This window comes from Brevundimonas sp. FV1ye29L, from assembly GCF_058681095.1.
In genome coordinates this window covers 2,679,892-2,700,930 of record NZ_CM178730.1, presented here as the reverse complement: position 1 = coordinate 2,700,930, position 21,039 = coordinate 2,679,892, and the positions used below count along the sequence as shown (strand labels likewise).

Annotated in this window: 23 protein-coding genes and 1 tRNA gene; 13 read left to right on the top strand and 11 right to left on the bottom strand. The window is 68.8% G+C overall.

Going from position 1 to position 21,039, the window contains the following annotated elements; translation table 11 throughout:
• Positions 1-3 precede the first annotated feature (3 nt).
• Positions 4-867 carry a 16S rRNA (uracil(1498)-N(3))-methyltransferase gene (locus ACW17W_RS13230; RefSeq protein ID WP_492077359.1) on the top strand — a complete coding sequence of 288 codons (864 nt, stop codon included), beginning with the start codon at positions 4-6 and terminating at the stop codon, positions 865-867.
• A 9-nt stretch (positions 868-876) separates the two neighbouring features.
• Here ACW17W_RS13230 and ACW17W_RS13225 read toward each other — a convergent pair whose 3' ends face one another.
• Positions 877-1,461 carry a hypothetical protein gene (locus ACW17W_RS13225; protein WP_492077358.1) on the bottom strand — a complete coding sequence of 195 codons (585 nt, stop codon included), beginning with the start codon at positions 1,459-1,461 and terminating at the stop codon, positions 877-879.
• Between the two features lie 100 nt (positions 1,462-1,561).
• Between ACW17W_RS13225 and ACW17W_RS13220 the strand changes: the two genes are divergently transcribed.
• Positions 1,562-2,923, top strand: a complete 1,362-nt coding sequence (locus tag ACW17W_RS13220) for a glutamate--cysteine ligase (RefSeq protein ID WP_492077357.1) — start codon at positions 1,562-1,564, stop codon at positions 2,921-2,923.
• Between the two features lie 5 nt (positions 2,924-2,928).
• On the opposite strand, the gene ACW17W_RS13215 is transcribed toward ACW17W_RS13220, so the two are convergent.
• Positions 2,929-3,054, bottom strand: a complete 126-nt coding sequence (locus ACW17W_RS13215; protein WP_492077356.1) for a hypothetical protein — start codon at positions 3,052-3,054, stop codon at positions 2,929-2,931.
• Positions 3,055-3,186: 132 nt separating this feature from the next.
• Here ACW17W_RS13215 and ACW17W_RS13210 point away from each other — a divergent pair.
• Together ACW17W_RS13210 and ACW17W_RS13205 are read left to right on the top strand one after the other, a co-directional pair.
• Positions 3,187-3,260: transfer RNA gene (locus ACW17W_RS13210), tRNA-Gly, on the top strand.
• Positions 3,261-3,929: 669 nt separating this feature from the next.
• On the top strand, positions 3,930-4,595 hold the full coding sequence (locus ACW17W_RS13205) for a hypothetical protein (protein WP_492077355.1): 666 nt from the start codon (positions 3,930-3,932) through the stop codon (positions 4,593-4,595).
• A 2-nt stretch (positions 4,596-4,597) separates the two neighbouring features.
• Here the strand turns inward: ACW17W_RS13205 and ACW17W_RS13200 are convergent, their stop codons facing one another.
• From ACW17W_RS13200 to ypfJ, 3 genes are read right to left on the bottom strand one after another with little or no spacing between them, the layout of a single operon-like run.
• On the bottom strand, positions 4,598-5,881 hold the full coding sequence (locus ACW17W_RS13200; RefSeq protein ID WP_492077354.1) for a glutamate-5-semialdehyde dehydrogenase: 1,284 nt from the start codon (positions 5,879-5,881) through the stop codon (positions 4,598-4,600).
• Entirely contained in the window at positions 5,881-7,044 is a 1,164-nt protein-coding gene (proB, locus tag ACW17W_RS13195) for a glutamate 5-kinase (protein WP_492077353.1), read from the bottom strand. Before proB ends, ACW17W_RS13200 begins: the two co-directional genes overlap by 1 nt.
• A 51-nt stretch (positions 7,045-7,095) precedes the next feature.
• The gene (gene ypfJ, locus ACW17W_RS13190) at positions 7,096-7,953 is read right to left on the bottom strand and encodes a KPN_02809 family neutral zinc metallopeptidase (protein ID WP_492077352.1); all 858 of its coding nucleotides are present in this window, start codon (positions 7,951-7,953) and stop codon (positions 7,096-7,098) included.
• Positions 7,954-8,095: 142 nt separating this feature from the next.
• Between ypfJ and ubiA the strand changes: the two genes are divergently transcribed.
• Both ubiA and ACW17W_RS13180 read left to right on the top strand, forming a co-directional pair.
• Entirely contained in the window at positions 8,096-9,094 is a 999-nt protein-coding gene (ubiA, locus tag ACW17W_RS13185; protein WP_492077351.1) for a 4-hydroxybenzoate octaprenyltransferase, read from the top strand.
• 10 nt (positions 9,095-9,104) lie between these two features.
• Complete coding sequence (locus ACW17W_RS13180; RefSeq protein WP_492077350.1) at positions 9,105-9,947, top strand: polysaccharide deacetylase family protein; 843 nt, start codon at positions 9,105-9,107, stop codon at positions 9,945-9,947.
• Positions 9,948-9,950: 3 nt separating this feature from the next.
• On the opposite strand, the gene ACW17W_RS13175 is transcribed toward ACW17W_RS13180, so the two are convergent.
• From ACW17W_RS13175 to ACW17W_RS13165, 3 genes are read right to left on the bottom strand one after another with little or no spacing between them, the layout of a single operon-like run.
• The gene (locus ACW17W_RS13175) at positions 9,951-10,895 is read right to left on the bottom strand and encodes an alpha/beta fold hydrolase (protein ID WP_492077349.1); all 945 of its coding nucleotides are present in this window, start codon (positions 10,893-10,895) and stop codon (positions 9,951-9,953) included.
• A gap of 34 nt (positions 10,896-10,929) precedes the next feature.
• Entirely contained in the window at positions 10,930-11,127 is a 198-nt protein-coding gene (locus ACW17W_RS13170) for a helix-turn-helix transcriptional regulator (protein ID WP_492077348.1), read from the bottom strand.
• Positions 11,124-11,531, bottom strand: a complete 408-nt coding sequence (locus tag ACW17W_RS13165) for a hypothetical protein (protein ID WP_492077347.1) — start codon at positions 11,529-11,531, stop codon at positions 11,124-11,126. The genes ACW17W_RS13170 and ACW17W_RS13165 overlap by 4 nt, the downstream gene beginning before the upstream one ends.
• Before the next feature lie 134 nt (positions 11,532-11,665).
• Here ACW17W_RS13165 and ACW17W_RS13160 point away from each other — a divergent pair, with 134 nt between their 5' ends.
• Positions 11,666-12,316, top strand: coding sequence for a class I SAM-dependent methyltransferase (locus tag ACW17W_RS13160; RefSeq protein ID WP_492077346.1), 651 nt, complete (start codon positions 11,666-11,668; stop codon positions 12,314-12,316).
• 103 nt (positions 12,317-12,419) lie between these two features.
• Entirely contained in the window at positions 12,420-12,842 is a 423-nt protein-coding gene (locus ACW17W_RS13155) for a hypothetical protein (RefSeq protein ID WP_492077345.1), read from the top strand.
• 29 nt (positions 12,843-12,871) lie between these two features.
• Here ACW17W_RS13155 and ppk2 read toward each other — a convergent pair whose 3' ends face one another.
• A complete protein-coding gene (ppk2, locus tag ACW17W_RS13150) occupies positions 12,872-13,618 on the bottom strand; it encodes a polyphosphate kinase 2 (RefSeq protein ID WP_492077344.1) in 747 nt (248 codons plus the stop codon).
• Positions 13,619-13,736: 118 nt separating this feature from the next.
• Between ppk2 and ACW17W_RS13145 the strand changes: the two genes are divergently transcribed.
• From ACW17W_RS13145 to ACW17W_RS13135, 3 genes are all read left to right on the top strand, one after another.
• Positions 13,737-14,828 (top strand): serine hydrolase domain-containing protein, encoded by a 1,092-nt coding sequence (locus tag ACW17W_RS13145; protein WP_492077343.1) that lies wholly within the window; start codon positions 13,737-13,739, stop codon positions 14,826-14,828.
• Between the two features lie 80 nt (positions 14,829-14,908).
• Positions 14,909-15,703: an extensin family protein gene (locus tag ACW17W_RS13140; protein WP_492077342.1), complete on the top strand. Its 795-nt coding sequence runs from the start codon at positions 14,909-14,911 to the stop codon at positions 15,701-15,703.
• A 222-nt stretch (positions 15,704-15,925) separates the two neighbouring features.
• The gene (locus ACW17W_RS13135; protein ID WP_492077341.1) at positions 15,926-16,129 is read left to right on the top strand and encodes a cold-shock protein; all 204 of its coding nucleotides are present in this window, start codon (positions 15,926-15,928) and stop codon (positions 16,127-16,129) included.
• A 72-nt stretch (positions 16,130-16,201) separates the two neighbouring features.
• Here the strand turns inward: ACW17W_RS13135 and ACW17W_RS13130 are convergent, their stop codons facing one another.
• The gene (locus ACW17W_RS13130; protein ID WP_492077340.1) at positions 16,202-17,335 is read right to left on the bottom strand and encodes a JmjC domain-containing protein; all 1,134 of its coding nucleotides are present in this window, start codon (positions 17,333-17,335) and stop codon (positions 16,202-16,204) included.
• An 89-nt stretch (positions 17,336-17,424) separates the two neighbouring features.
• Between ACW17W_RS13130 and ACW17W_RS13125 the strand changes: the two genes are divergently transcribed.
• Positions 17,425-18,111 (top strand): DNA-3-methyladenine glycosylase family protein, encoded by a 687-nt coding sequence (locus ACW17W_RS13125; protein ID WP_492080323.1) that lies wholly within the window; start codon positions 17,425-17,427, stop codon positions 18,109-18,111.
• Positions 18,089-18,748, top strand: coding sequence for a trimeric intracellular cation channel family protein (locus ACW17W_RS13120; protein ID WP_492077339.1), 660 nt, complete (start codon positions 18,089-18,091; stop codon positions 18,746-18,748). The genes ACW17W_RS13125 and ACW17W_RS13120 overlap by 23 nt, the downstream gene beginning before the upstream one ends.
• Before the next feature lie 168 nt (positions 18,749-18,916).
• Here the strand turns inward: ACW17W_RS13120 and ACW17W_RS13115 are convergent, their stop codons facing one another.
• The gene (locus ACW17W_RS13115; protein WP_492077338.1) at positions 18,917-20,947 is read right to left on the bottom strand and encodes a DUF3857 domain-containing protein; all 2,031 of its coding nucleotides are present in this window, start codon (positions 20,945-20,947) and stop codon (positions 18,917-18,919) included.
• Positions 20,948-21,039 lie beyond the last annotated feature (92 nt).

Sequence of the window (21,039 nt, the reverse complement as noted above, 5' to 3'; positions counted from 1 at the left end):
CCCATGATCCGTCTGTATGTGACCTCTGACCTGTCGCCCGGGGCCGCCGTCGCCCCGACCCTGGACCAGTCCCGCTACCTGACCCAGGTGATGCGGCTGGGGGTCGGAGATGAGCTGCTGGTCTTCAACGGCCGCGACGGCGAATGGCGCGCGACGGTGCTGGAGGTGCTGAAGAAGGGCGTGATCCTGAAGGCCAGGGACCAGACCCGGCCCCAGACCTTCGGCCCCGATCTGGAGCTGATCGTGGCCGTGGTGAAGAAGGCCCGGGTCGAGACCATCGTCGAGAAGGCCGCCGAACTGGGCGCGCGACGGGTGCGGCTGGTGGTGACCCGGCGGACCAACACCGACCGGATCCGACTGGACCGTCTGGACGCCATCGCCGAGGAGGCGGCCGAACAGACCGGCCGGCTCGACGTCCCCGTAGTCGACGATCCGGTGAAGCTGGAGACGGTGCTGGACGGCTGGGAGGACGGCCGCCGGCTGATGTTCTGCGACGAGACCGGAGGGGCGCCGGCGATCGGGGCGCTGGCGGCGGCGGCTTTTCATATTCCTCCCCCATCGGGGGAGGGGGACCCTCCGAAGGAGGGTGGAGGGGGCTCACCCCAGACACGGAGTGTGGGGTGGGCCCCCTCCGTCACGGCGCAAGAGCGCCGCGCCACCTCCCCCGGTGGGGGAGGATGTTCAGCGGGCCCCTGGGCCATATTGATCGGCCCCGAGGGCGGGTTCTCGCCGGAGGAGGGCGAACGGCTGCGCAGTCTGCCCTATGCCACGGCGGTGTCCCTTGGTCCGCGCATCCTGAGGGCTGATACGGCGGCGATCACGGCCATGAGCCTGTGGCAGGCGGCCGTGGGCGACTGGGCGCGCTGACCGCCCGGTCTACCGTCGCCCGTACCGGGTGGCGGACAGGTCGGGCGAGACGGCGCAGGCCTTTGAATCGATCCAGCCGCGTTCGCGCATGATGCTGCGCACCGCCGCGTCCCCGAAGGCGCCTGGTCCCTTGCCGTGAATGATCCAGAGCGGAGGCGGGGTCTGTCCGGCGGCGGCGAGGGCGGCGAGCAGGTCGTCGGCCGATCCGGCGCGGACCAGGCCGAGCGCAGCGGCCTCAACGCCGGAAGCGGCCGCCGTGGTCAAGGCCTCGGCCAGCTCGGGCGCGTCGAGCGTTCCGCACCGCCAGACGGGCAGGCCCGGCTTCACCCCCAGCTTGTCGGCCAGGGACGGCGGCGGGGTCTGGATCGCTTTCAGCCAGCGCGCGGCCTGATCGGCGCCGAGGTGGAGGGTGAGCCGGCCCTCGGGCGCCGTCATGCCCAGGGCGTCGCCCTCGACCGCCGGATCACGCAGGTCGGGGCGGGCGATCCGGGCCGGAACGGGCTTGCTGATGATCAGGGCGTCGGACTCGAGCCGGACCTTCGCCTCGCCTTCGCGATCGCCATACCGAACCCGTGTGGTGGTCTCGCGTCCCATGTCGCCAGACTATCCCTTTCGATCTCTCCGGCAAAGCGCGCCGGCCCCCTTGAGTAGCGTCGCATTCCCGCCCATCTAGCCGCCACAAGAGGGGTTGCGAATGGCCGATCAGGAACCGCTGTCGTTCGACCAGCTGGTCGAGGCGATGTCGAAGGGCGCCAAGCCCAGGAGCGAGTGGCGCGTGGGCGCCGAGCACGAGAAATTCGGCTTCGACCGCTCGACGCTGCGCCGCCCCGGCTATGAGGGGCCGAACGGCATTCACGCCATGCTGACGGGCCTGCAGCGGTTCGGCTGGTCGCCCGTCGAGGAGGGCGGCTTCCTGATCGGGCTGGAGCGCCGGAACGACGAGGGCTTCGTGGCCTCGGTGTCGCTGGAGCCGGGCGGTCAATTCGAGCTGTCGGGCGCGCCGCTGCGCACCATCCACGACATCTGCGCCGAGACCGGCCAGCATCTGATGGAGGTCAAACAGGTCGCGGACCAGATGAACCTCGGCTTCCTCGGCGCCGGGTTCGACCCGCTGTGGACGCGCGAGGACGTGCCGGTCATGCCCAAGGGGCGCTATGACATCATGCGCGCCTATATGCCGAAGAAGGGCAATCTGGGCCTGGACATGATGCTGCGGACCTGCACCATCCAGGCCAATCTGGACTTCTCGTCCGAGGCCGACATGGTGGCCAAGTTCCGCACCAGCCTGGCGCTCCAGCCGATCGGCACGGCCCTGTTCGCCTGTTCGCCGTTTACGGAGGGTCGGCCCAACGGCTTCCTGTCGGCGCGGGCCAATGTCTGGACCGACACCGATCCGGACCGCACCGGGATGCTGGACTTCGTGTTCAGGGACGGGTTCGGCTTTGAGGCCTATGCCAACTATGCGCTCGATACGCCCATGTATTTCGCCAAGCGCGACGGCAAATATATCGACGCCTCGGGCCAGTCGTTCCGCGACTTCATGGACGGCAGGCTGCCGGCCCTGCCTGGCGAGCGGCCGACGCAGAAGGACTGGGCGGATCATCTGACCACCCTGTTCCCCGAGGTGCGTCTGAAACAGTATCTGGAGATGCGCGGCTCGGACGGCGGGCCGTGGAGCCGCATCTGCGCCCTGCCGGCCCTGTGGACCGGCATCTTCTATGACGCCCCGTCGCTGGCGGCCGCCTGGGACCTGTGCAAGGACTGGGACATCCCGGACCACGAGCGGCTGCGTCGCGACGTGACGCGGCTGGGGCTGAAGGCCGAGGTGGCCGGCCGGTCCGTGCGCGACATCGCCGTCGACATGGTCGCCATCGCCCGCGAGGGCCTCAAGAACCGCGCCATGTTCAGCGGCGGCATGGTCGACGAGCGCGGCTATCTGTCGGAGCTGGAGGACATCGCCGACAGCGGGGTGACGCCCGCCGAACGGCTGCTGGACCTCTATCACGGCGAATGGCAGGGCGACGTGAGCCGGATGTACCGCGACTTCGCCTACTGATCGCCTCAGTCCCGCGACGGCCCCTTGCGCGGCGGCGTGGCGGTCCAGAACTGGGCCCCGCCGACGGCGACGATGAACACGCCGAAGAAGGCGAGGATGGCGAGGATGAAGGGGACGGCTTCGGCGGGCATGACTTTCTCCTGGAACAGGCCCCGGAGATGCCCGCGTCGGTCCGCCGCCGCCTTGATACAGGTCAAGGAACGCCGGCTCGCCGGATTGGGCTTGAGCCGGCCGCCGTATTCGCTAGGTTGCGCCTCGCTTCCGCGGGCGTGATGTAGTGGTAGCCTGAAAGCTTCCCAAGCTTTTCGTGCGGGTTCGATTCCCGCCGCCCGCTCCAGCACCTTGCCGATTTGGCGGTGCAGTTTTGCAATCGGTTTTGCGAAACCAGGTTCGCGTTTCGGTCAGATTCTGTGTGCCAATGATGCCTTGGTGTATCGCTTTTTCGACATATCGCCGGATGATCTTCTCCACGTAGCCTTCATCTCACGCCACTATTTCGGCCATCTGCTTTGAGGTGACCCCCTGAAACTCCTCGAGGAATAGCTAGAGTTCGCCTTTCTGCACGGCTGCGGCCAGGACATCGCCGGCCTCAAGGAATCGCCCTTCGATGGCCTGTCTTGCAGGCGCGAGGCCGAGATCCGCGATCGGCCGTGCGGGCTGGTCCCGGGCCGGATCTGTCGTCAACACTGCTGATACTGCTGCCATGGGTCGCCTTGTTCCAACCGCAGGGACGCTATCGGGCAGATCAGAATATCTCGTGAACGAACCCTGTGCGGGCCGGATCGGGGTCCGGGTCGGCTTTCAGGGTCGGTTGCGCCCGCCCGCGTCCGGCAGTTCATGAACAGTCGAGGTTAAATGGCGCCCCATGAGGAGAGCCCGGGCGCCGGGTTCACGCCTGAGGCGTGCAGGCGCTTGTGCGCGCGGTAAACGTGCAGCTCTCTGGCGTCCGGTACAGGCGAGTCGAGGGGCGATCAGGGTGCGGGTTTCAGGTCGGGGACGGGCGGTCATGGCGGCCGTCATGACGGTGCTGGCGCTTGCGGGAGCCGGAACCGTTGCTACAGCCCAGGAGCCGGTCGTGGCGCCCTCGGTGGTCTGGCCGGCCGATGCCGGCATCACGCGGCGCGGGGTCAATGGCCTGTCGATCGACCGGGGCGTGGCCTCGACCGCCGAGAGCCCGGACTATGTGCTGACGGCCCTGTCGGTCTCCGCCGACGACATCATCCGCTTTACCTATGCCGAGAGCGCGGCGCCCGAGGCCGAGGCCGCCGGGACATGCGACTTCACCTTCCGTCGGGTGGAGCGCGCCCTGACCCAGGACGAGGCCAACGCCCTGGCCGAGCGGCTGGGCGGGCTGGAGATGCGCGCCCTGCGCGACGGGCGGCGGGGGCTGGAGCTGGTCGGGGCGCCAGAGGTCAAGGGCAGTTCAGCCGTTCGCCACTATGTGCAGCGCTATGTCTCAGGTTCTGAAGCGGATCGTGCGCGGGGTGTCGGCAAGACCTGGATCTTCGTGCGCGAGGGTCGGGCCTATTATGTGCACAAGCGCTGTGAGACCCACGGCGGCGACGGCATGCTGAGCGAACTGGACCAGAGGATCGGGCTGGACTACCGCCGCGATCCGATACCCGAAGCGGCCGTGCCGACGATGGCCGGCGCAACCGCGCCGGGCGGATAGGCTCAGGCTCGCGTCTGACCCGCGCCGCGCACGACGTATTTGTAGCTGGTCAGCTGTTCGGCGCCGACAGGGCCGCGGGCGTGGAGGCGGGCGGTGGAGATGCCGATCTCGCCGCCAAAGCCGAACTCGCCGCCGTCGGCGAACTGGGTCGAGGCGTTCCAGATGACGATGGCGCTGTCGACGGCGTTGAGGAAGTCGGCGGCGACCTGGGCGTCACCCGTGACGATGGCCTCGGTGTGACCCGAACCATGGCGGCGGATGTGGGCGACGGCGGCGTCCAGCCCGTCGACGATCCGGACCGACAGGATGGGGGCGAGGTATTCTGTGGCCCAGTCGGCTTCGGTCGCCGGGGTCATGGCGGGGACCAGGGCCCGGGCCCGGTCATCGCCGCGGAGTTCGCATCCACCCGCGATCAGGGCCTCGGCCACAGGCGGCAGCAGGCGACCGGCGGCCGCCGCATCGACCAGCAGGGTCTCGGTCGCGCCGCAGACGGAGACGCGGCGCAGCTTGGCGTTGACGACGATGTCGCGGGCCATGTCGAGGTCGGCGGCGGCGTGCAGATAGGTGTGGTTGATCCCCTCCAGATGGCTGAGCACCGGCACACGGGCCTCGGCCTGGACCCGGGCCACGAGGCTCTTGCCGCCGCGCGGGATCAGCAGGTCGATGGCGCCGTCCAGCCCGGTCAGCAGGGCGCCGACGGCGGCGCGGTCGGGGGTGGGAACCAGCTGGACCGCATCGGCGGGCAGGCCGGCCTCGGTCAGGCCGCGCGCCACGGCGGCGTGGATGGCCCGCGAACTGTCCAGACAGTCCGAGCCGCAGCGCAGGATGGCGACATTGCCCGACCTCAGGCACAGGGCGGCGGCGTCGGCGGTGACATTGGGCCGGCTCTCATAGATGATGGCCAGCACGCCCAGAGGGGTGCGGACCCGGGCGAAGTCCAGACCGTTGGGCCGGGTCCAGCGCGCGGTCTCGACGCCGAGGGGGTCGGGGAAGGCGGCGACCTCGTCGACGGCGGCGGCCATGGTCTCGACCCGGCCGGGGGTCAGGGCCAGCCGGTCGATCAGGGCCTCGGTGACGCCGTTCGTGCGGGCGCGGTCGATGTCGCGGGTGTTCGCGGCGAGGATGGCGTCGGCGTCGGCGCGCAGGGCTGCGGCGATGGCGGTCAGGGCCGCAGAGCGCTGGTCGGCCGTGGTGGCGGCGAGCGGCGCGGCGGCGGCGCGGGCCCTGCGGCCCATGTCGGCCATCAGGGCGGGGATATCCGCGACGGGCTCAGGCGTGTCGGCCATCAGGGGGTCTCCAGCACCAGATCGTCGCGGTGGACGGCGACGCCCGCGCCCTTGTAACCGACCAGGGCCTCGATCTCGGAGGAATGGCGGCCCTGGATGCGGGCCATCTCGTCGGCGGCATAGGCGGCGAGACCGACGCCGAGGGCGGCGCCGTCCAGCCGCTCGATACGGACGCTGTCGCCCTTGTCGAACCGGCCCTCGATGCAGGCGACGCCGGAGGGCAGCAGGCTGCGGCCCTTGATCAGGGCGGCGGCGGCGCCGTCGTCGATCACCAGACGGCCGGCCGGCTCCAGACTGCCGGCGATCCACTGCTTGTAGGCCGCCAGAGGCGTGCCCGGGGCGGTTAACAGGGTGGCGCGGGCGCCGTCCTGCACCGCCGCCAGAGGGTGCGGGGCCAGGCCCGAGACGATCAATGTGGCGCAGCCGGCCGAACGGGCGATGCGGGCGGCCATCAGCTTGGTGGCCATGCCGCCGGTGCCGACATCGGCCTCGGCGTTGGCGCCGCCGCCGAGCGCCATGACCTCGGAGGTCAGGGCCTCGATCAGTGGCAGATGTTCGGCTGACGGATCGCGGCGAGGGTCAGCGGTGTAGAGGCCGTCGACGTCAGAGAGCAGGATCAGCAGGTCGGCGCGGATCAGCTGGGCCGTGCGGGCCGCCAGCCGGTCGTTGTCGCCGTAACGCAACTCCTCGGTGGCGACTGTGTCGTTCTCGTTGACGATCGGCACAGCGCCGAGGTTCAGCAGGGCCTCCAGTGTCGCGCGGGCGTTCAGCCAGCGGCGGCGGCGCTCGGTGTCGTCGCGGGTCAGCAGGACCTGGGCGGCGGTCAGGCCGTGCGGTTCGAAGGCGGTCTCCCATCCGCGCATCAACAGGGACTGGCCGACGGCGGCGGCGGCCTGTTTCTCGTCGAGCCGGGCGTTCTTCGCAAGATTCAGCCGGCCGCGCCCCAGGGCCACGGCGCCGGATGAGACGACGACCACCTGACGCCCGCCGGCGCGCAGGGCGGCGATGTCGGCGGCCAGGGCCTCCAGCCATTCCGCCGAGGGCGCACGGGTCCTGGCGTCGACCACGAGGGACGAGCCGATCTTGACCACGATCCGGCGCGCGTCGGCGAGGGCGCGGGCGGCGGGGCGGTCAGTCAGGGTCTGGACGGCGGCGTCGGTCACGCCCGGGACCATGCCCGCGCGCGTGCGATGCAACAAGCGTTCAGGCCGTGATCAGAGCGCCGAAAACGTGTCGCAGACGGCCGGATCGCCGGACTGGTAGCCGCGCTGCAGCCATTCCATCCGCTGGGCCGAGGTGCCGTGGGTGAAGCCCTCGGGCGAGACGCGGCGGCCGGAGCGGCGTTGCAGGGTGTCGTCGCCGATGGCGTTGGCCGATTGCAGGCCGGCCTCCAGATCGCCGGGCTCCAGCGCCACCTGACCGCCCGAGGCGGCCGAGGCGTTGGCGGCCCAGACCCCGGCGTAGCAGTCGGCCTGAAGCTCCAGAGCCACCGAATACTGATTGGCCTCGCCCTCGCTGCGGGCGCGCTGCTGCGCCTGCTGCACCTGTTGAGAGGCGCCGGTCAGGGTCTGGATATGGTGGCCGAACTCGTGGGCGATGACATAGGCCTTGGCGAAGTCGGCGCTGGATCCGCCCAGGTTTTCCAGCTCCTGCCAGAAGCCGAGATCGAGGAAGACGGTCCGGTCGGCGGGGCAGTAGAAGGGGCCCATCGCCGCCTGGCCATAGCCGCAGCCGGTGCTGGTGCCCTCGGTATAGATGACGACGTCCGGGCGCTCATAGCCGCGCAGCTTCGAGGTCCAGACCGCGTTGATATTGCCGCCGACGACGTCGACGAAGCGGCCGGCCTCGTCCTGTGGCGTACCCTCGACGCCCTGTTGCTGTTCGGACTGGCCGGCGCCGCCGAACTGGCTGGCGAGCTGGGTGGTGGTCGACGGGTCGATGCCGAAGACCAGATATCCGATCAGGCCCAGGATGGCGACGCCAATGCCGCCGCCTGTGATCGCCCCGCCGCCGCCCATGCCGCGCCGGTCCTCGACCCCGCCGCCGCCTTCCTCGCCGCCCTGCCACCGCATATGAGCCGTCTCCTGAAACTTCGGGGGCAAACTAGAGAGGGAAGGGCGCAAGGGGAAGCGGCCCCGACGTCGCTTTCATCCCGGACGGCGGAAGGGCGTTCGGCCCCTCCCGGAACTGCGCGCCGCCGTCTATACAGCCGCCATGTCCTCCAGCCCGCTTCCCGACGCCACACGCCAGAACTGGGTCGACGCCCATGCGCCGGAGGCCCTGAAACCCTGGCTCAAGCTGGGGCGGTTCGACCGGCCGATCGGCATCTGGCTGCTGTTGCTGCCGGGATGGCAGGGGATCGCGCTGGCGCTGGCGACACACCGGACGACGCCGGGCCTCCATCACCTGTGGCTGTTCGTCGCCTTTGCGCTGGGCGCCTGTCTGATGCGGGCGGCGGGCTGCGCCTTCAACGACATCGTCGACCGCGACATCGACGCCAGGGTCTCGCGCACCGCCGGCCGGCCGATCCCGTCGGGCCGCATCTCGGTGAAACAGGCCTGGGCCTTCATCATCGGCTGTTCGCTGGTCAGTTTGCTGATCCTGCTGACGCTGGGGACGACCGCCATCCTGCTCGGCGTCGGGTCGCTGGCCCTCGTCGCGGCCTATCCCTTCATGAAGCGGATCACCTGGTGGCCCCAGGCCTGGCTGGGCCTGACCTTCAACTGGGGCGCGCTGATGGGGTTTGCGGCGGCGGCCGGTTGGCTGGCTGCGCAAGAGGCCGCCGGGCTTTTGGCACTAGGGATCACACCCCTTTCTGACGGTGTCGAAACCCTGACGCTTTCCGCCCTCCTCCTCTACCTGGGCGGCGTGTTCTGGACCCTCGGCTACGACACCATCTATGCGCTGCAGGACATCGAGGATGACGCCATGGTCGGGGTCAAGTCGTCGGCGCGCCGGATGGCCGGCTCGGCCCGGCGGGGTGTCGCCGCCTTCTATGGTCTGGCCGTCCTGATGGCCTGTCTGGCCGGGATGGTGGCCGGGCTCGGTCCCCTGTCCTGGCTCGGCCTCGCCGCCTATGCCGCCCATCTGATCTGGCAGGTTTCGAAGCTTCGCCTTGATGACGCCGCGCTTGCCCTGACACTGTTCAAATCGAACCGGGAGGCGGGCCTGATCCTTCTGGCCGCCATCGCCCTCGGGTCGATCCCTTTCTGACGGAGACCGTATGACCTCCCCCGCGCTCAAGTCCTCCCGGTTGAGGACCCTGATCCTGATCGCCGCCGCGACCGCGACCCTGACGGCCTGCAACCGCAAGGCGGAGGAGGAGGCGGCTGCGCCCGTGGCCATCCCGGCGGCGCCCACGGCCGGAGCCACCGCCGCCTCGCCGCTCGACTATGAGTCGAAGAACGCCTTCGCCAGCGTCAAACTGACCCTGCCCGAGGCGGTCAAGGGCCAGCCGGAGCTGCACAAGGGCCTGTATGACGGATCGGTCGCACAGCTGAAGACCTTCGTCGAGGGCGCCCAGGCCGACCGCACCGAGTTCGGCGGCGACGGCGGCATGCCCCCCTATGAAAAGGTCGTCGAATACGAGGGCGCGGTCGAGACCGGCAAGCTGTTCGGCCTTCTGGGCCATGCCTATGAGTTCACCGGCGGCGCCCACGGCAATCCGTCCTACATGGCCGTCCTGTGGGACAAGGCGCTGAAGCGGCGTATCGACCTGAACGCCATCCTGAAGCCCGGCGCCGACCGGGGCGCGCTGGACCGGATGCTGTGCGCCGCCCTGAATGTCGAGAAGCGCAGGCGCGACCCCCAGGCGGTGCTGCTGACCCTGAACGGCGCCGACTGGAAATGCCCGCCCCTGTCCGAGACCGTCGTGGGCCTCGCTCGCTCGACCACCCCCGGCAAGGCGGGCGGGCTGACGGTCATGATCGGCCCCTATGTCGCCGGCCCCTATGCCGAGGGCAGTTATCAGATCGACCTGCCCCAGTCGGCGATCCGCGCCTTCCTGTCGCCCGCCTATGCCGACGAGTTCGCCGGGGCGCCGGTCAAGCGCCCCGACCCGGTCTGATCCCTACTTCAGGAACTCGTCCACCAACCCCGCGAACACCTCCGGCTGGTCGGCCATGATGAAGTGGCGGCTGCCGTCGACGCGGACCAGCTTCACGCCGGGCCGCGCGGCGTATTCCCGCGCCCACATCGCATCGGCCATCGCGGCCGGAGGTCCGCCATCGGCGTCGGCGGCATAGAGGGCCGTGACCGGGACGGTCATGGCCGCCAGACCCGGCCGGGCGTCGGTGGTCATGACATCGCGGATGGCGGCGGCGAGGGCCTGACGATCCGAGGCGACGGTCCATTCGACCATGGCCGTCCGCGTGGCCGGATCCCGCGCCAGTCCGGCGGCGCCCTGGGTCTGGCCGGCGCGGAAGGCGGCCGCGTCGGGGGTGCGCATGGAGGCGGCGGCCTGATCGGCAAAGGGGCGGGCGCTGTCCACCGTCACCTGTGGCCCGAACAGGGCGGAGAAGAAGGGCAGATTGTCCACCGCCATCACCCGACCGACCGCCTCCGGATGGCGCTGGGCCAGCAGCAGGGCCGACAGCCCACCCATGGAGTGGCCGATGACGGCGGGACGCTCCAGCCCCGCGGTGCGGATATAGGCGGCCAGGGCCTCGACCGCCGGATCGACGAACGGTCCGTCGCCGTGGACCCAGGGTTCGCCCGCAAAACCGGCGTACTGGACCAGATGCACCCGGTGCGTGGCCTTCAGCCGGTCGGCCGTGGCGCGCCAGACCTCCCGGGAACAGCCGAAGCCGGGGATCAGGATGACGTCGGGGCCGGCGCCGACGACCTCGACCGACAGCCGGTCGTTGCGGATCAGGCGGGATGCCGTGGCCTCGGTCGCGGTCGTGGCGGCCAGCGCCTGCCCGGCCAGGGCGCCGGCGCCGAGGACCACGCCGAGCGTGGAGGCCAGGATCAGGACGCGCAGGGTCGCGCGCCCGCGGTGACGGACGATAAACATGGGTGTCTCCGTTTTCTGTGGGGTGTCGCCGGCCTCAGCCGTGCGGGTTTTCGAAGATGTCTTCCACCGGCCGCGCGAACAGCACGGCGATGCGGTAGGCGAGGTCCAGAGAGGGGTCGTGCTTCTCGGTCTCCAGCGCATTGACCGCCTGACGCGACACCCCCAGGGCCTGACCCAGCTGTTCCTGGGTCCAGCCGCGCTCGGCGCGCAGCAGTTTCAGCCGGTTCTTCATGCGTTGGTCGCCCTGATGAACGGCGCCGTCACGCCATAGAAGGCCCAGAACAGCGGATAGATCAGCCAGGACGGGATGTGCGGCGCCCCCGCGAAGGTCTCGCCGAAGCCCCAGAACACCGCCGCCGCCATGGCCAGACCGGCCGCGAGGATGAACTGTTTGGCCGTCAGGGCGCGGACGAACTCATCGCTCTCGCGCATCAGGCTCAGGGTCGCCCAGATCTGGCCGACCACCGGCGCCGAGACGGCGGCGGCCAGCACCCAGCCGGCCGGACTGTTCAGGATCGGCTCGAACGCCCCGGTGAACATCGACAGGCAGATGGCCATATACGGAATCATGAAGGCCCAGGTGCGGATCACATAGCGGCGATGGGCCGGCGTCCCGTTTCCCCAACTCTTGAGCATGACAACTTCTCCTGACTGAATGTCATGAGAACCTGACATCAGTTTCGTGTCATGTCAACCTGACTTTTTGTCAGGATCGCCTGACGCTTCCGGGGTCCTGTCTCCTTGCATGAAACACAGCTACCCTTGGCCGGATGCCCATTCCCGACCCCCGCGCCTTCATCCTCGCCAACACCCGGTTCCAGGCCGTGCCGCACGCGCCGGAGATCTCGCTGTGGCTGGCCGACGAGATCACGCCGATCTGGAAGATGACGGAGGAGGAGCTGGGCGAGCTGGGCCTGCCGCCGCCCTTCTGGGCCTTCGCCTGGGCGGGGGGACAGGCGCTGGCCCGCTGGCTGCTCGACAATCCGCACGAGGTCGCGGGCAAACGGGTGCTGGACTTCGCCTCAGGCTCCGGCCTGGTCGGGATCGCGGCGATGAAGGCGGGGGCGGCCCATGTGTTGTGCGCCGACATCGACCGCTTCTGCGGCGCGGCGGCGGCCGTGAACGCACAGGCCAACGGCGTCGCGCTGGACTTCACCGAGGCCGACCTGCTGGACGCCCCGCCGCCGCGGGTCGACGTCATCTGCGCCGGCGACGTCTGCTATGAGAAGCCGATGACCGAACGCGTCCTGGCCTGGCTGGCCGCCGCCCGCGCCGCCGGGACCCGGGTCCTGATCGGCGATCCGCACCGCACCTATTTTCCGCGCGAGGGCCTCGATTTTCTCGCCGAATACCAGGTCGAGACGACGCGCGAGCTGGAAGACTTCGCCGTCAAACGCTCCAGCGTCTGGGCCATGCCCTGATGCCGCCGTCAATGCGCGCCGGAGCGGCTCCGGCGCCGGACCTCGACCGGCGAGAGGGCGGCGCTGCTTGGCGATCCTCCCTGCGACGCCCATGTTGGCGCCCATGATCCGTTCATCCGTCTTTCTGTTGATCCTCCCCGTCCTGATGGCGGGCGGCGCCGTGCAGGCGCAGACGATACAGGTCCCGCCGCTGGCGGTGTCACCGTGGCGGCCGGCCGATCCGGCAAGGGCGCCCGGTTCGAGCCGCGACCTGTCGACGGCGGATGCGCACCGGCTGGAGATGGATCGTCTGCGCAGCGTAGCCGACGGCCATCGCGATCTGGCCCGTGATCAGGGCCTGCAGACCCGCCGGTCGCTGGATGCCCTCGAGACGCGCCGGGGAACGGCGCCGGCCCCAGCGCCTGTACGGATCACGACGCCGCGTTTGGCGCCGCTGCCGCCGCCGGCCGACACCCGCCGGGCCGCCGGAACGGGTCAGATCGACGCCTGGCTGGCCCGACGTCCGGACGCCGGCGCGGCCGACTGAGCGGCTGTCCGAATCCGGACCGGGCCTGATCAGGGCGCCAGCCGTCCTTTCGATTTCGACGCCGGGAACAGCACCGCCTTGTCCGGCTTGTCGGCGATCTGGCCGGGGCGTTTGAGGGTGTGGAGGATGTGGCGGATGATGTTCAGCCGGGCGGTCTTCTTGTCGTCGGTGGCGACGACAGTCCAGGGGGCGGCGCCGCTGTCGGTTTCGTCCAGCATGCGGTCGCGGGCGGCGGAATAGGCGTCCCAGCGGGTCTGGGCCTCGGCATCGAGGGCCGAGACCTTGAAATGCTTCAGCGGGTCCTCGATCCGTTCGGCCAGACGCCGCGCCTGTTCGGCCTTGGAGAAGTCGAGCCAGAATTTGATCAGGATGATGCCGGATTCGACCAGCATGCACTCGAACCGGGGCGCGTCCTTGAGGAACTGCTCATGCTGTTCGGGGGTGCAGAAGCCCATGACGGGCTCGACCCCGGCGCGGTTGTACCAGGACCTGTTGAAGATCACCGTCTCGCCCGCTGCGGGCAGATGGGCGACGTAGCGCTGGAAATACCACTGTGTGGTCTCGCGCTCGGTCGGTTTGGGCAGGGCGACGACCCGTGTCTGGCGCGGCGACATGAATTCGGTGATGCGCTTGATGGCGCCGTCCTTGCCCGCGCTGTCGCGACCCTCGAAGATGATCAGGACCTTCAGGCCGTGCTCGATCGCCCAGGCCTGGGTGTTGACGATTTCGATCTGAAGTTTTTCGAGGTTGCGCTCGTAGTCGTCTTTCTTGCCCATGGATGGACAGCAGCACGGGCGGACGCCGGCGGCAAGGCGGATGACCGACTTCCTGGGTGAACGGGCGTGCGGACGGGGCTGGAAGGACGAGAGCCGGGAGGATGCAGCTGTGACCCCAATGAACCGTCGAAGCCTGATCGCCGCCGCCGGGGCGGGCGTCCTGCTGCCGGGGCTGGCCCGGGCCGGGGGCGACGATCCGCGCGACGCCTGGCTGGATGCAGCGACGACGGCCGTGGGCGCGCCGCCGGCTCTGGCGGCGGCGGTCGTGACGCGGTCCGGGATCGAATGGTCCGGGGTGCGCGGGGTGCGGCGGGCGGGCGGCGGCGATGCGGTCGGGCCGCAGGATCGCTGGCATCTGGGCTCGAACACCAAGGCCATGACGGCGGCGGTCTGGGCGCGACTGGTCGAACAGGGCCGGGCGCGGTGGGACATGCCCCTCAGCGAGGCCTTCCCGGATGCGCAGGCGGATGCGGCCTTTGCCTCGCTGACGGTCGAGGATCTGTTGCGGCACAAGGCCGGGCTGGCGGACGCCGACGGCCTGCCGATGCCGATAGCGGCGCATGCCGATCCCCGGCCGGTCGGGACGCAACGGGCGGCGCTGGCGACGGTTTTGACGCGGCCGCCGGCGGGGACGGTCGGCCGGTTCGCCTATGGCAATCTCAACTATGTGCTGGTCGGGGCGGCCATCGAGCGGATCACGGGCCAGAGCTGGGAGGCGGTCATCGAAGCCGAGGTGTTTACGCCTCTGGCGCAGACCTCGGCCGGCTTCGGGGCGCCGCTGGCCAATAGGGAGGGCGGGGCAAACGCCTGGGGGCATCGGGTCTCCGGCCAGACACAGACCCCGGTCGATCCGGCCGAGCCCTGGTCAGACAATCCGCCCCTGCTGGGGCCGGCAGGGCGGGTCCATATGACGATCGCCGACTATGTCCGGTTTCTGCAGGCCATGATGGGGGCGGGACCGGCGGCCTGGCTGTCGGCCGACAGTCTGAAGCGGCTGACGACGGCCCTGCCCGGCGATGGCTATGCCCTGGGCTGGATCGCGGCGCCGAACGGGATCATCGCCCACGAGGGCTCCAACACCCTGTGGCACGTCATCGCCCTGGCGAGGCCGGCGGAGGGGAGGGCGGCCATCGTGGCCTCGAACGGCGGTATGGCCGGGCGGACTGTGACGGCGCCGCTGGCCGAGCGGTTGATGACCGCGGGGGAATAGGACGTCCCACCGGCGTCCTCGCCACCAGATTGGATCTCAGGCGTTGCCGTAGCGGTCCAATGGGGCCAGCCTGAGGCGATATGAAGCGGGATTTCGCGGACTTCTGGAACCTGTTGTGGGAGCTGGGGCTGGCGCTGTGCGCCGGCTTTGCCCTGCTGAACGCCTTTGCCCCGCCCCAGGACCTGTTCTGGAAGCCGCTGGACCTCAACCGTCCGGTCGGCAGCGCGACTGCGGCCAAGGTGGCCGACTTCGAGGTCGGCCGCGATGATGCGCCCGAGGCTGTGGCCGGGGCGACGGAGGCCTGTATGGCGACCTTGAGGGCGGCGGGCGTCGAGGTGGAGCGGGCCGAAGACCGCGACGACGGCGGCTTCTGCGTGGTGCGGGGGGGCGTCCGGTTGACGGGCGGGGATGTGACGCCGCTGTCGCCCGGGGGGCTGGTCATGCAGTGCCCGCTGGCGGTCCGCTACGTCATCTGGGACCGCCAGGTGCTGCGCCCCTCGGCCGCGAGAATGTTCGGCTCGGAGGTCGCCCGGGTCGACAATATGGGCAGCTATGCCTGCCGCCGCATCTATGGATCGACAGATGCGGCGGAGCGGCCGTCCGAGCACGCCCGGGCCAATGCGCTGGATGTGGCCGGCGTCGCCCTGGCCGACGGGCGGCGGGTCACTGTCGCCGGGGATTGGGACGGGGCAGGACCGACAGGGGCGACCGGCGCGGCCTTCCTGAGGGTGTTGCGCGACGGCGCCTGCCGGCTGTTCTCGACGGTCCTGACGCCCGACTACAACGCCGCCCACGCCGATCACCTGCATCTGGACGGAGCGCCCTACCGGCTGTGCGCCATGGGGCCCGCTCGGTCCCGGGCGCCCGGAGAATGAAGCCCGCAAACGCCGTCCAGGCCTGACCAGTCGCGTTCCGGGCGAATCGATTCCGGTTGACCGTTTGGCCCTGCCGGGTGACAAAGCGGGCGCAGTCCGGATTTTGCGTGGGGTCCAAACCCATGTGTCGCTCCTTCGCCTGAACGAGCTGCGTCCAGATGGGCTGACGGGCGACCCCGACGGGGCGCCTGCCTGGCAAAGCGCGTTTACGGAGACGCAGATATGGCGACCGGTACGGTCAAGTGGTTCAACCCCACCAAGGGCTATGGTTTCGTTCAGCCCGACGGCGGCGGCGCGGACGTTTTCGTCCACATCACCGCGGTCCAGAAAGCCGGCCTCGCCGGTCTCGATGAAAACACCAAGGTCGAATACGAGCTGGAAACCCAGCGCGGCAAGACCTCGGCGGTGGACCTCAAGGTTCTCTGAGTCGATGTAGGACGGAAACGGGCGCGGATCTTTCAGACCGCGCCCGTTTTTTATCTATCCCGCCCCTCGCCGTCAGACGCGGACGAGGGCGCCTGCGGCCGTCGCTCTGTCCACAGCCGCGCGAATGTCGGCTTCGGCCACGAAGTCGAAACGGGCGATCAACTCCTCCAGTGTGAAATCCGCCCGCGAAAAGGCCCAGCCCATGGCATGGGCGACCGGGCCCTGTTCCCTTGGTCCCTGCAACCCTGTCCGTCTGAAGGCTGTCAGGCTGGTGCGCTGAGGCAGGGCGAAGACGGGGGTCGAGGGGTTCAGCCGGGTCTGGCTCATGGCCACCTCGTCCCGAAAGGCCGGATGGGCGGCCAGCCGCGCCAGATGCTGCCCCAGGTTGGCCAGATGGGTCTGCAGCGCCCGGCCGTCGTCCAGGCTGGCCGGGGGCAGATAGGCCCGGAAGGCCGGATCCTGCATGGCGGCCTGTTCCAGCAGTCCGAAAATGATCCGCCCATAGAGCGGGGTTATCGAAAAGGTGACGTGCAGGGAGGCGCCGTCGCGGGCGAGGGCGTCATGGTACCAGCCGCGCGGCAGATACAGGACGTCGCCCGGCCGCATATGCACCTCGGCCGACAGCGGTCCACGGCTGCGCTCCAGCCAGCGGCGGGTGTCGTCGGTGTCGGGCATCGGATCGACGGGGCTGTCCGCCCGGTTGGAATAGAGCCGCCAGATCTTTTCGCCTTCGGTCTGGACGGCGAAGACGTGATGCAGGTCGAAATGGGCGCCGAAAGCCTGAACGCCCGCAAACGAGCAATAGACATTGGCCCCGACGGCGGCGGCGAAGGTGCGGCCCAGATCGGCGCTCAGATGGCTGAGCTCGGGAGTCAGGTGCTGGACGTCGCCGACCACGGCGCTGGCCCCGGTGGCGAGGTGGAGGGCGACCCGGGCCGGATCGGGGCGCAGGGCGGGGCCCGACTGGGTGTTCACGACCCGGCAATAGTCCTCGGCCGGCACGGCGACGGCGTTCTGCACCAGTTTCAGACTGGCGGCGGTCCAGATCGAGGTCTGGTTGAGCAGGCCGTTGAACCCGGCCCAGTCCAGCAGCGCCCGGCGGCGGTCGTCGTCGCCCGCCGGAATATGCAGCGGTTTCCGGTCATGGAAGTCGGCGAAGAAGCGATCAGGGGTGATCGGAGCCAGCAGATCATTCAGGGTCAACATGAACGGTTTCATAGGACGAAACCGGCTGTCAGGCGATCCCGGGGACGTCGTGACGGTCGACGACAATGGCCCCGGGAACCGAGATCGCCATGCCCGCGCCGCCCTCTGCCGATGACATCGCCGCCGCCCGGCGCGAACTGGTCCGGATCGATCCGGCCCTGGCGGCCGCTGACGCCGCGACGCCGCCGTTCGCGTGGAGGGCGCGCGCCGGGGGCTATGAAGGCCTGTTGCGCATGATCGTGGAACAGCAGGTGTCGGTGGCATCGGCGGCGGCGATCTGGCAGCGCACGGTCGCCGGACTGGGGGGCGACCTCACCCCGCAGGCGGTGCTGGCCCGTGACATCGAGACCCTGCGCACATTCGGCCTGTCGATCCAGAAAGCCCGATACGCCCATGAGATCGCCCGGGCCCAGAGCGACGGCCGGATCGACTTCGCCCATCTGGAGCGGTTGTCCGATGCCCAGGCCATCGCCGCCCTGACCGCCATCAAGGGGGTCGGCCTGTGGACCGCCGAGACGTTTCTGATGTTCTGCGAGGGCCGAACCGACATCTTCCCCGGCGGCGACATCGCCCTGCAGGAGGCGATCCGCTGGGCGGATGGCGCCGAAACGCGGCCGTCCGCCCGGGTCGCCGCCGCCCGCGCCGAAATCTGGGCGCCGCACCGCAGTGTGGCGGCGCATCTTCTTTGGGGATGGTATGGGGGCGTGAAGCGCGGCGAGATTCTGCTGGAGCCGCGCATGACGGGGGCGAACCATGACCCAGCTGGTGGATGTTGAGACGGCGCGGGTTCTGACCGATCCGGCGGCGGTGCTGGGCGCGCTGGACTTCGCCGGGGTGGCGGTGTTCGCCGCCACCGGCGCCCTGGCCGCCGCGCGCGAGAAGCACGATCTGGTCACCTTCGCCTTCTTCGCCGCCATCACCGGCGTGGGCGGCGGCACCCTGCGCGACCTGCTGCTGGGCCTGCCGGTCTTCTGGGTCAATGACTGGCGCTATATCGCCGTCTGTCTGGCGGCGGCCCTGGCCATCTGGCTGATCGGCCAGAGGGACTGGCGGTTCCGCGCCCTGCTGTGGCTCGATGCCCTGGGCCTCGGCGCCTATGGCGTCATGGGGGCGGCCAAGGCCGAGGCCGTCGGCGCCGCGCCCCTGATCTGTATCGTCATGGGGGCCCTGACCGCCTGTTTCGGCGGCATCATCCGCGATCTGCTGGCCGGTCAGCCGTCGATCCTGCTGAGGCGGGAGATCACCATTTCCGCCGCCATCCTGGCCGCCACCGCCTATGTCGTCCTGCGCCTGCCCGACGTCGCCATCTGGCCGGCGGCGGTCGTCGCCGCCCTGCTGGGCTTCGGCCTCCGGGCCGGCGCCCTCGCCCGTGGCTGGAGCCTGCCGGGGTTCCCGGAGCGGCGAGGGCGATGAGGGGGGATGGCGGGCGTATGTGAAGGCCGGGTCGGCGTAACGGCCTCTCTGCCCACCCGGACCCCGAGGGGAGGCAGGGAAGGTTTGCCTCTTTTCACCGCAACTACGAGCGAAGCGCTGAGGTATCGAGCGACGTGGTCGCCTCGCGCCTGGCCCTTCGCATCGCTGCTAGTTGTTGTTCGCTGGAGAAACGCACGGCACTTCGCTGGCCGTCCAGTCGAAATCATAGGTGGCCGGCACAGTCTCGCCGCTGCCAACGGACGCCCTTCGTCCTGAGGGATTGAAGGAGATCCAGCCCATGCTGTTGTCGAACTCAGCAATCCGTTCGTTATCGCGCCGCGCGGTGCTCGCATCAATCTCTGGCTGTTCGATGCGCGATCCACGGACCATGCGTATAGATCCATCGCGCAGTTCCCACGCGCGGTAGTAGTTCCGCCCAAACAGACGCGTGTCAAAGCTGTCTGTCGATGACCACTGCTTCGCCTGGGTTGAGCTTGGCAGTCGAACAGTAGTCACGTGGCAGTTGTATTCCGGCTCGGTGTAGAAGGGCGCAGTCTGGTCCTGATCCGCCGCCCTCACCCGTCGCTCGGGTGGGCTGAATCCGCCGCCTGGAAGCGACAGCGACTTCGCCCCGCCGTCGTGATCGTCCCAGTCAATCGTTCTGGTGCCGCTGATCGTGAGGATGCTGGCGCCCGCTGCCTGATCATAGCGCCACTGAACATCGTCGATCGTCTCCCAGGCATCGCCGATGGCGCTCTGACGGAAAACATCCAACAACTGCCCGGTCGATACCGCAGAGAATTGCACCTGCTTCTGCAAGCCTTTGATGCCGCGAACGATTTCAGTCGAAACGATCCGCGCCGGCGCGTCAAAGCCAGCGCGCGCGTCGATCTCATACAAGTTTATCTCGTCGGGCGTGGTCGCAGGTTGCCATGTAAGCTTCTGGAGTTCACTGCCTTGCTCAGTGAGCGGCAGGAACCAGTTTACCGGGAATACTGGTCGTGCGCCCGGCAGGGCCACTGGCGGGAGCGTGCCGTCCAGCCAATAGACGGCGCCCTCTATGTATGCGCGCACAAGCACATGATCGAAGTATTGCGGGACCGGCAGACGCTGATCGAGGCCATCATCGGCGCCGCTTGAATTCACAAGCACAGCCTCCGCATCAATTCCCAGCTCGTGAAGCAGCGCCAGCAGCAACGTGGTCTTTCCCTTGCAATCGCCATAGCGGCGCTGCCAGGTCTCATCGGCCGGGGCCGGTGTCAGATTTCGGCCGTCGAGACCTACATAGATGTATCGCACGTCCTGCTGAACCAACTTCAGTGCGGCACTCGCGCGATCGAGAGGATTCGTTTGCGCGGTAGCGATACGGCTGGCCTCACGCTTGATCGCGGAATTGGCGTCAAGCGTTGCGGCTCTCGCGTAGAGGGGCGCGAAATGCCGCGAAACAGCCGCCCAGTCGGCGAAGTCCGTATATTCCAGAGCGCGCTGCCATTGGTAGCGCGCCGGTGCGTCCTTCGGCGGCGAAAGGCCAGCCGGATTGTCGAAGCGAAAATTGATTGCGCGCTGGCCCGTCGCCATCGCCGCCGTCATGTCGTCGGTCATTTTTAGGTTGGGCTTGTGGCCCTCATCCCAGCTTAGTCCCAGGCGGTACCTGCCGGGCGACGGATTCGGCATGAGAACCAGGACGCCTGCTTCATTGTGCCCTAGCGTGGGGTCGTTCGCGAAAGTGGTGAGATTCACCTCCAATTCGTCGCCCACCCGCAGGTCGGGGATGCGAAGGACTGCAGTCAACCTTCCATCGAGCTTTGCCATTTCCAACTGGTCTTCGCGGCGTAGTATCTCGAAGGATGAGTCTTTCAGAACATCGATGACTTGATCGTCGCGGAACAGGTTAATTTCATGAACGATTGGCGCATCTGAACCTGGGTTCCAGGCAATAGATATATTTCCGAGTTGAAGAGCGCTCGACTGTAGTATTTTGATACGATATCCGTAGTACTGCGCTTGCCCTTGCTCGCCAAGGTGGATTTCTACATCCTGGCGACGGACGAACAGTGGTCCGCTGACGTGCTCTGGTGTTGAAATTGGCGTTGAGGGGGTTGCCCATGCGGGAGCGGCGCCCCGAAGGACTTGAGCGGACTGCGCGTATGCAGAACTTGCTACAAGCATAGACCCCAGAACGAGTACCGAAACACGCACTGCCTTACCCCCTCGCTTCGCGCCATTGTGGCGGGCGCTCCACCACTTTCAAGTGGCGCTTGCCTCCTGTCGCGAGCAAAAGTGGATGCTTG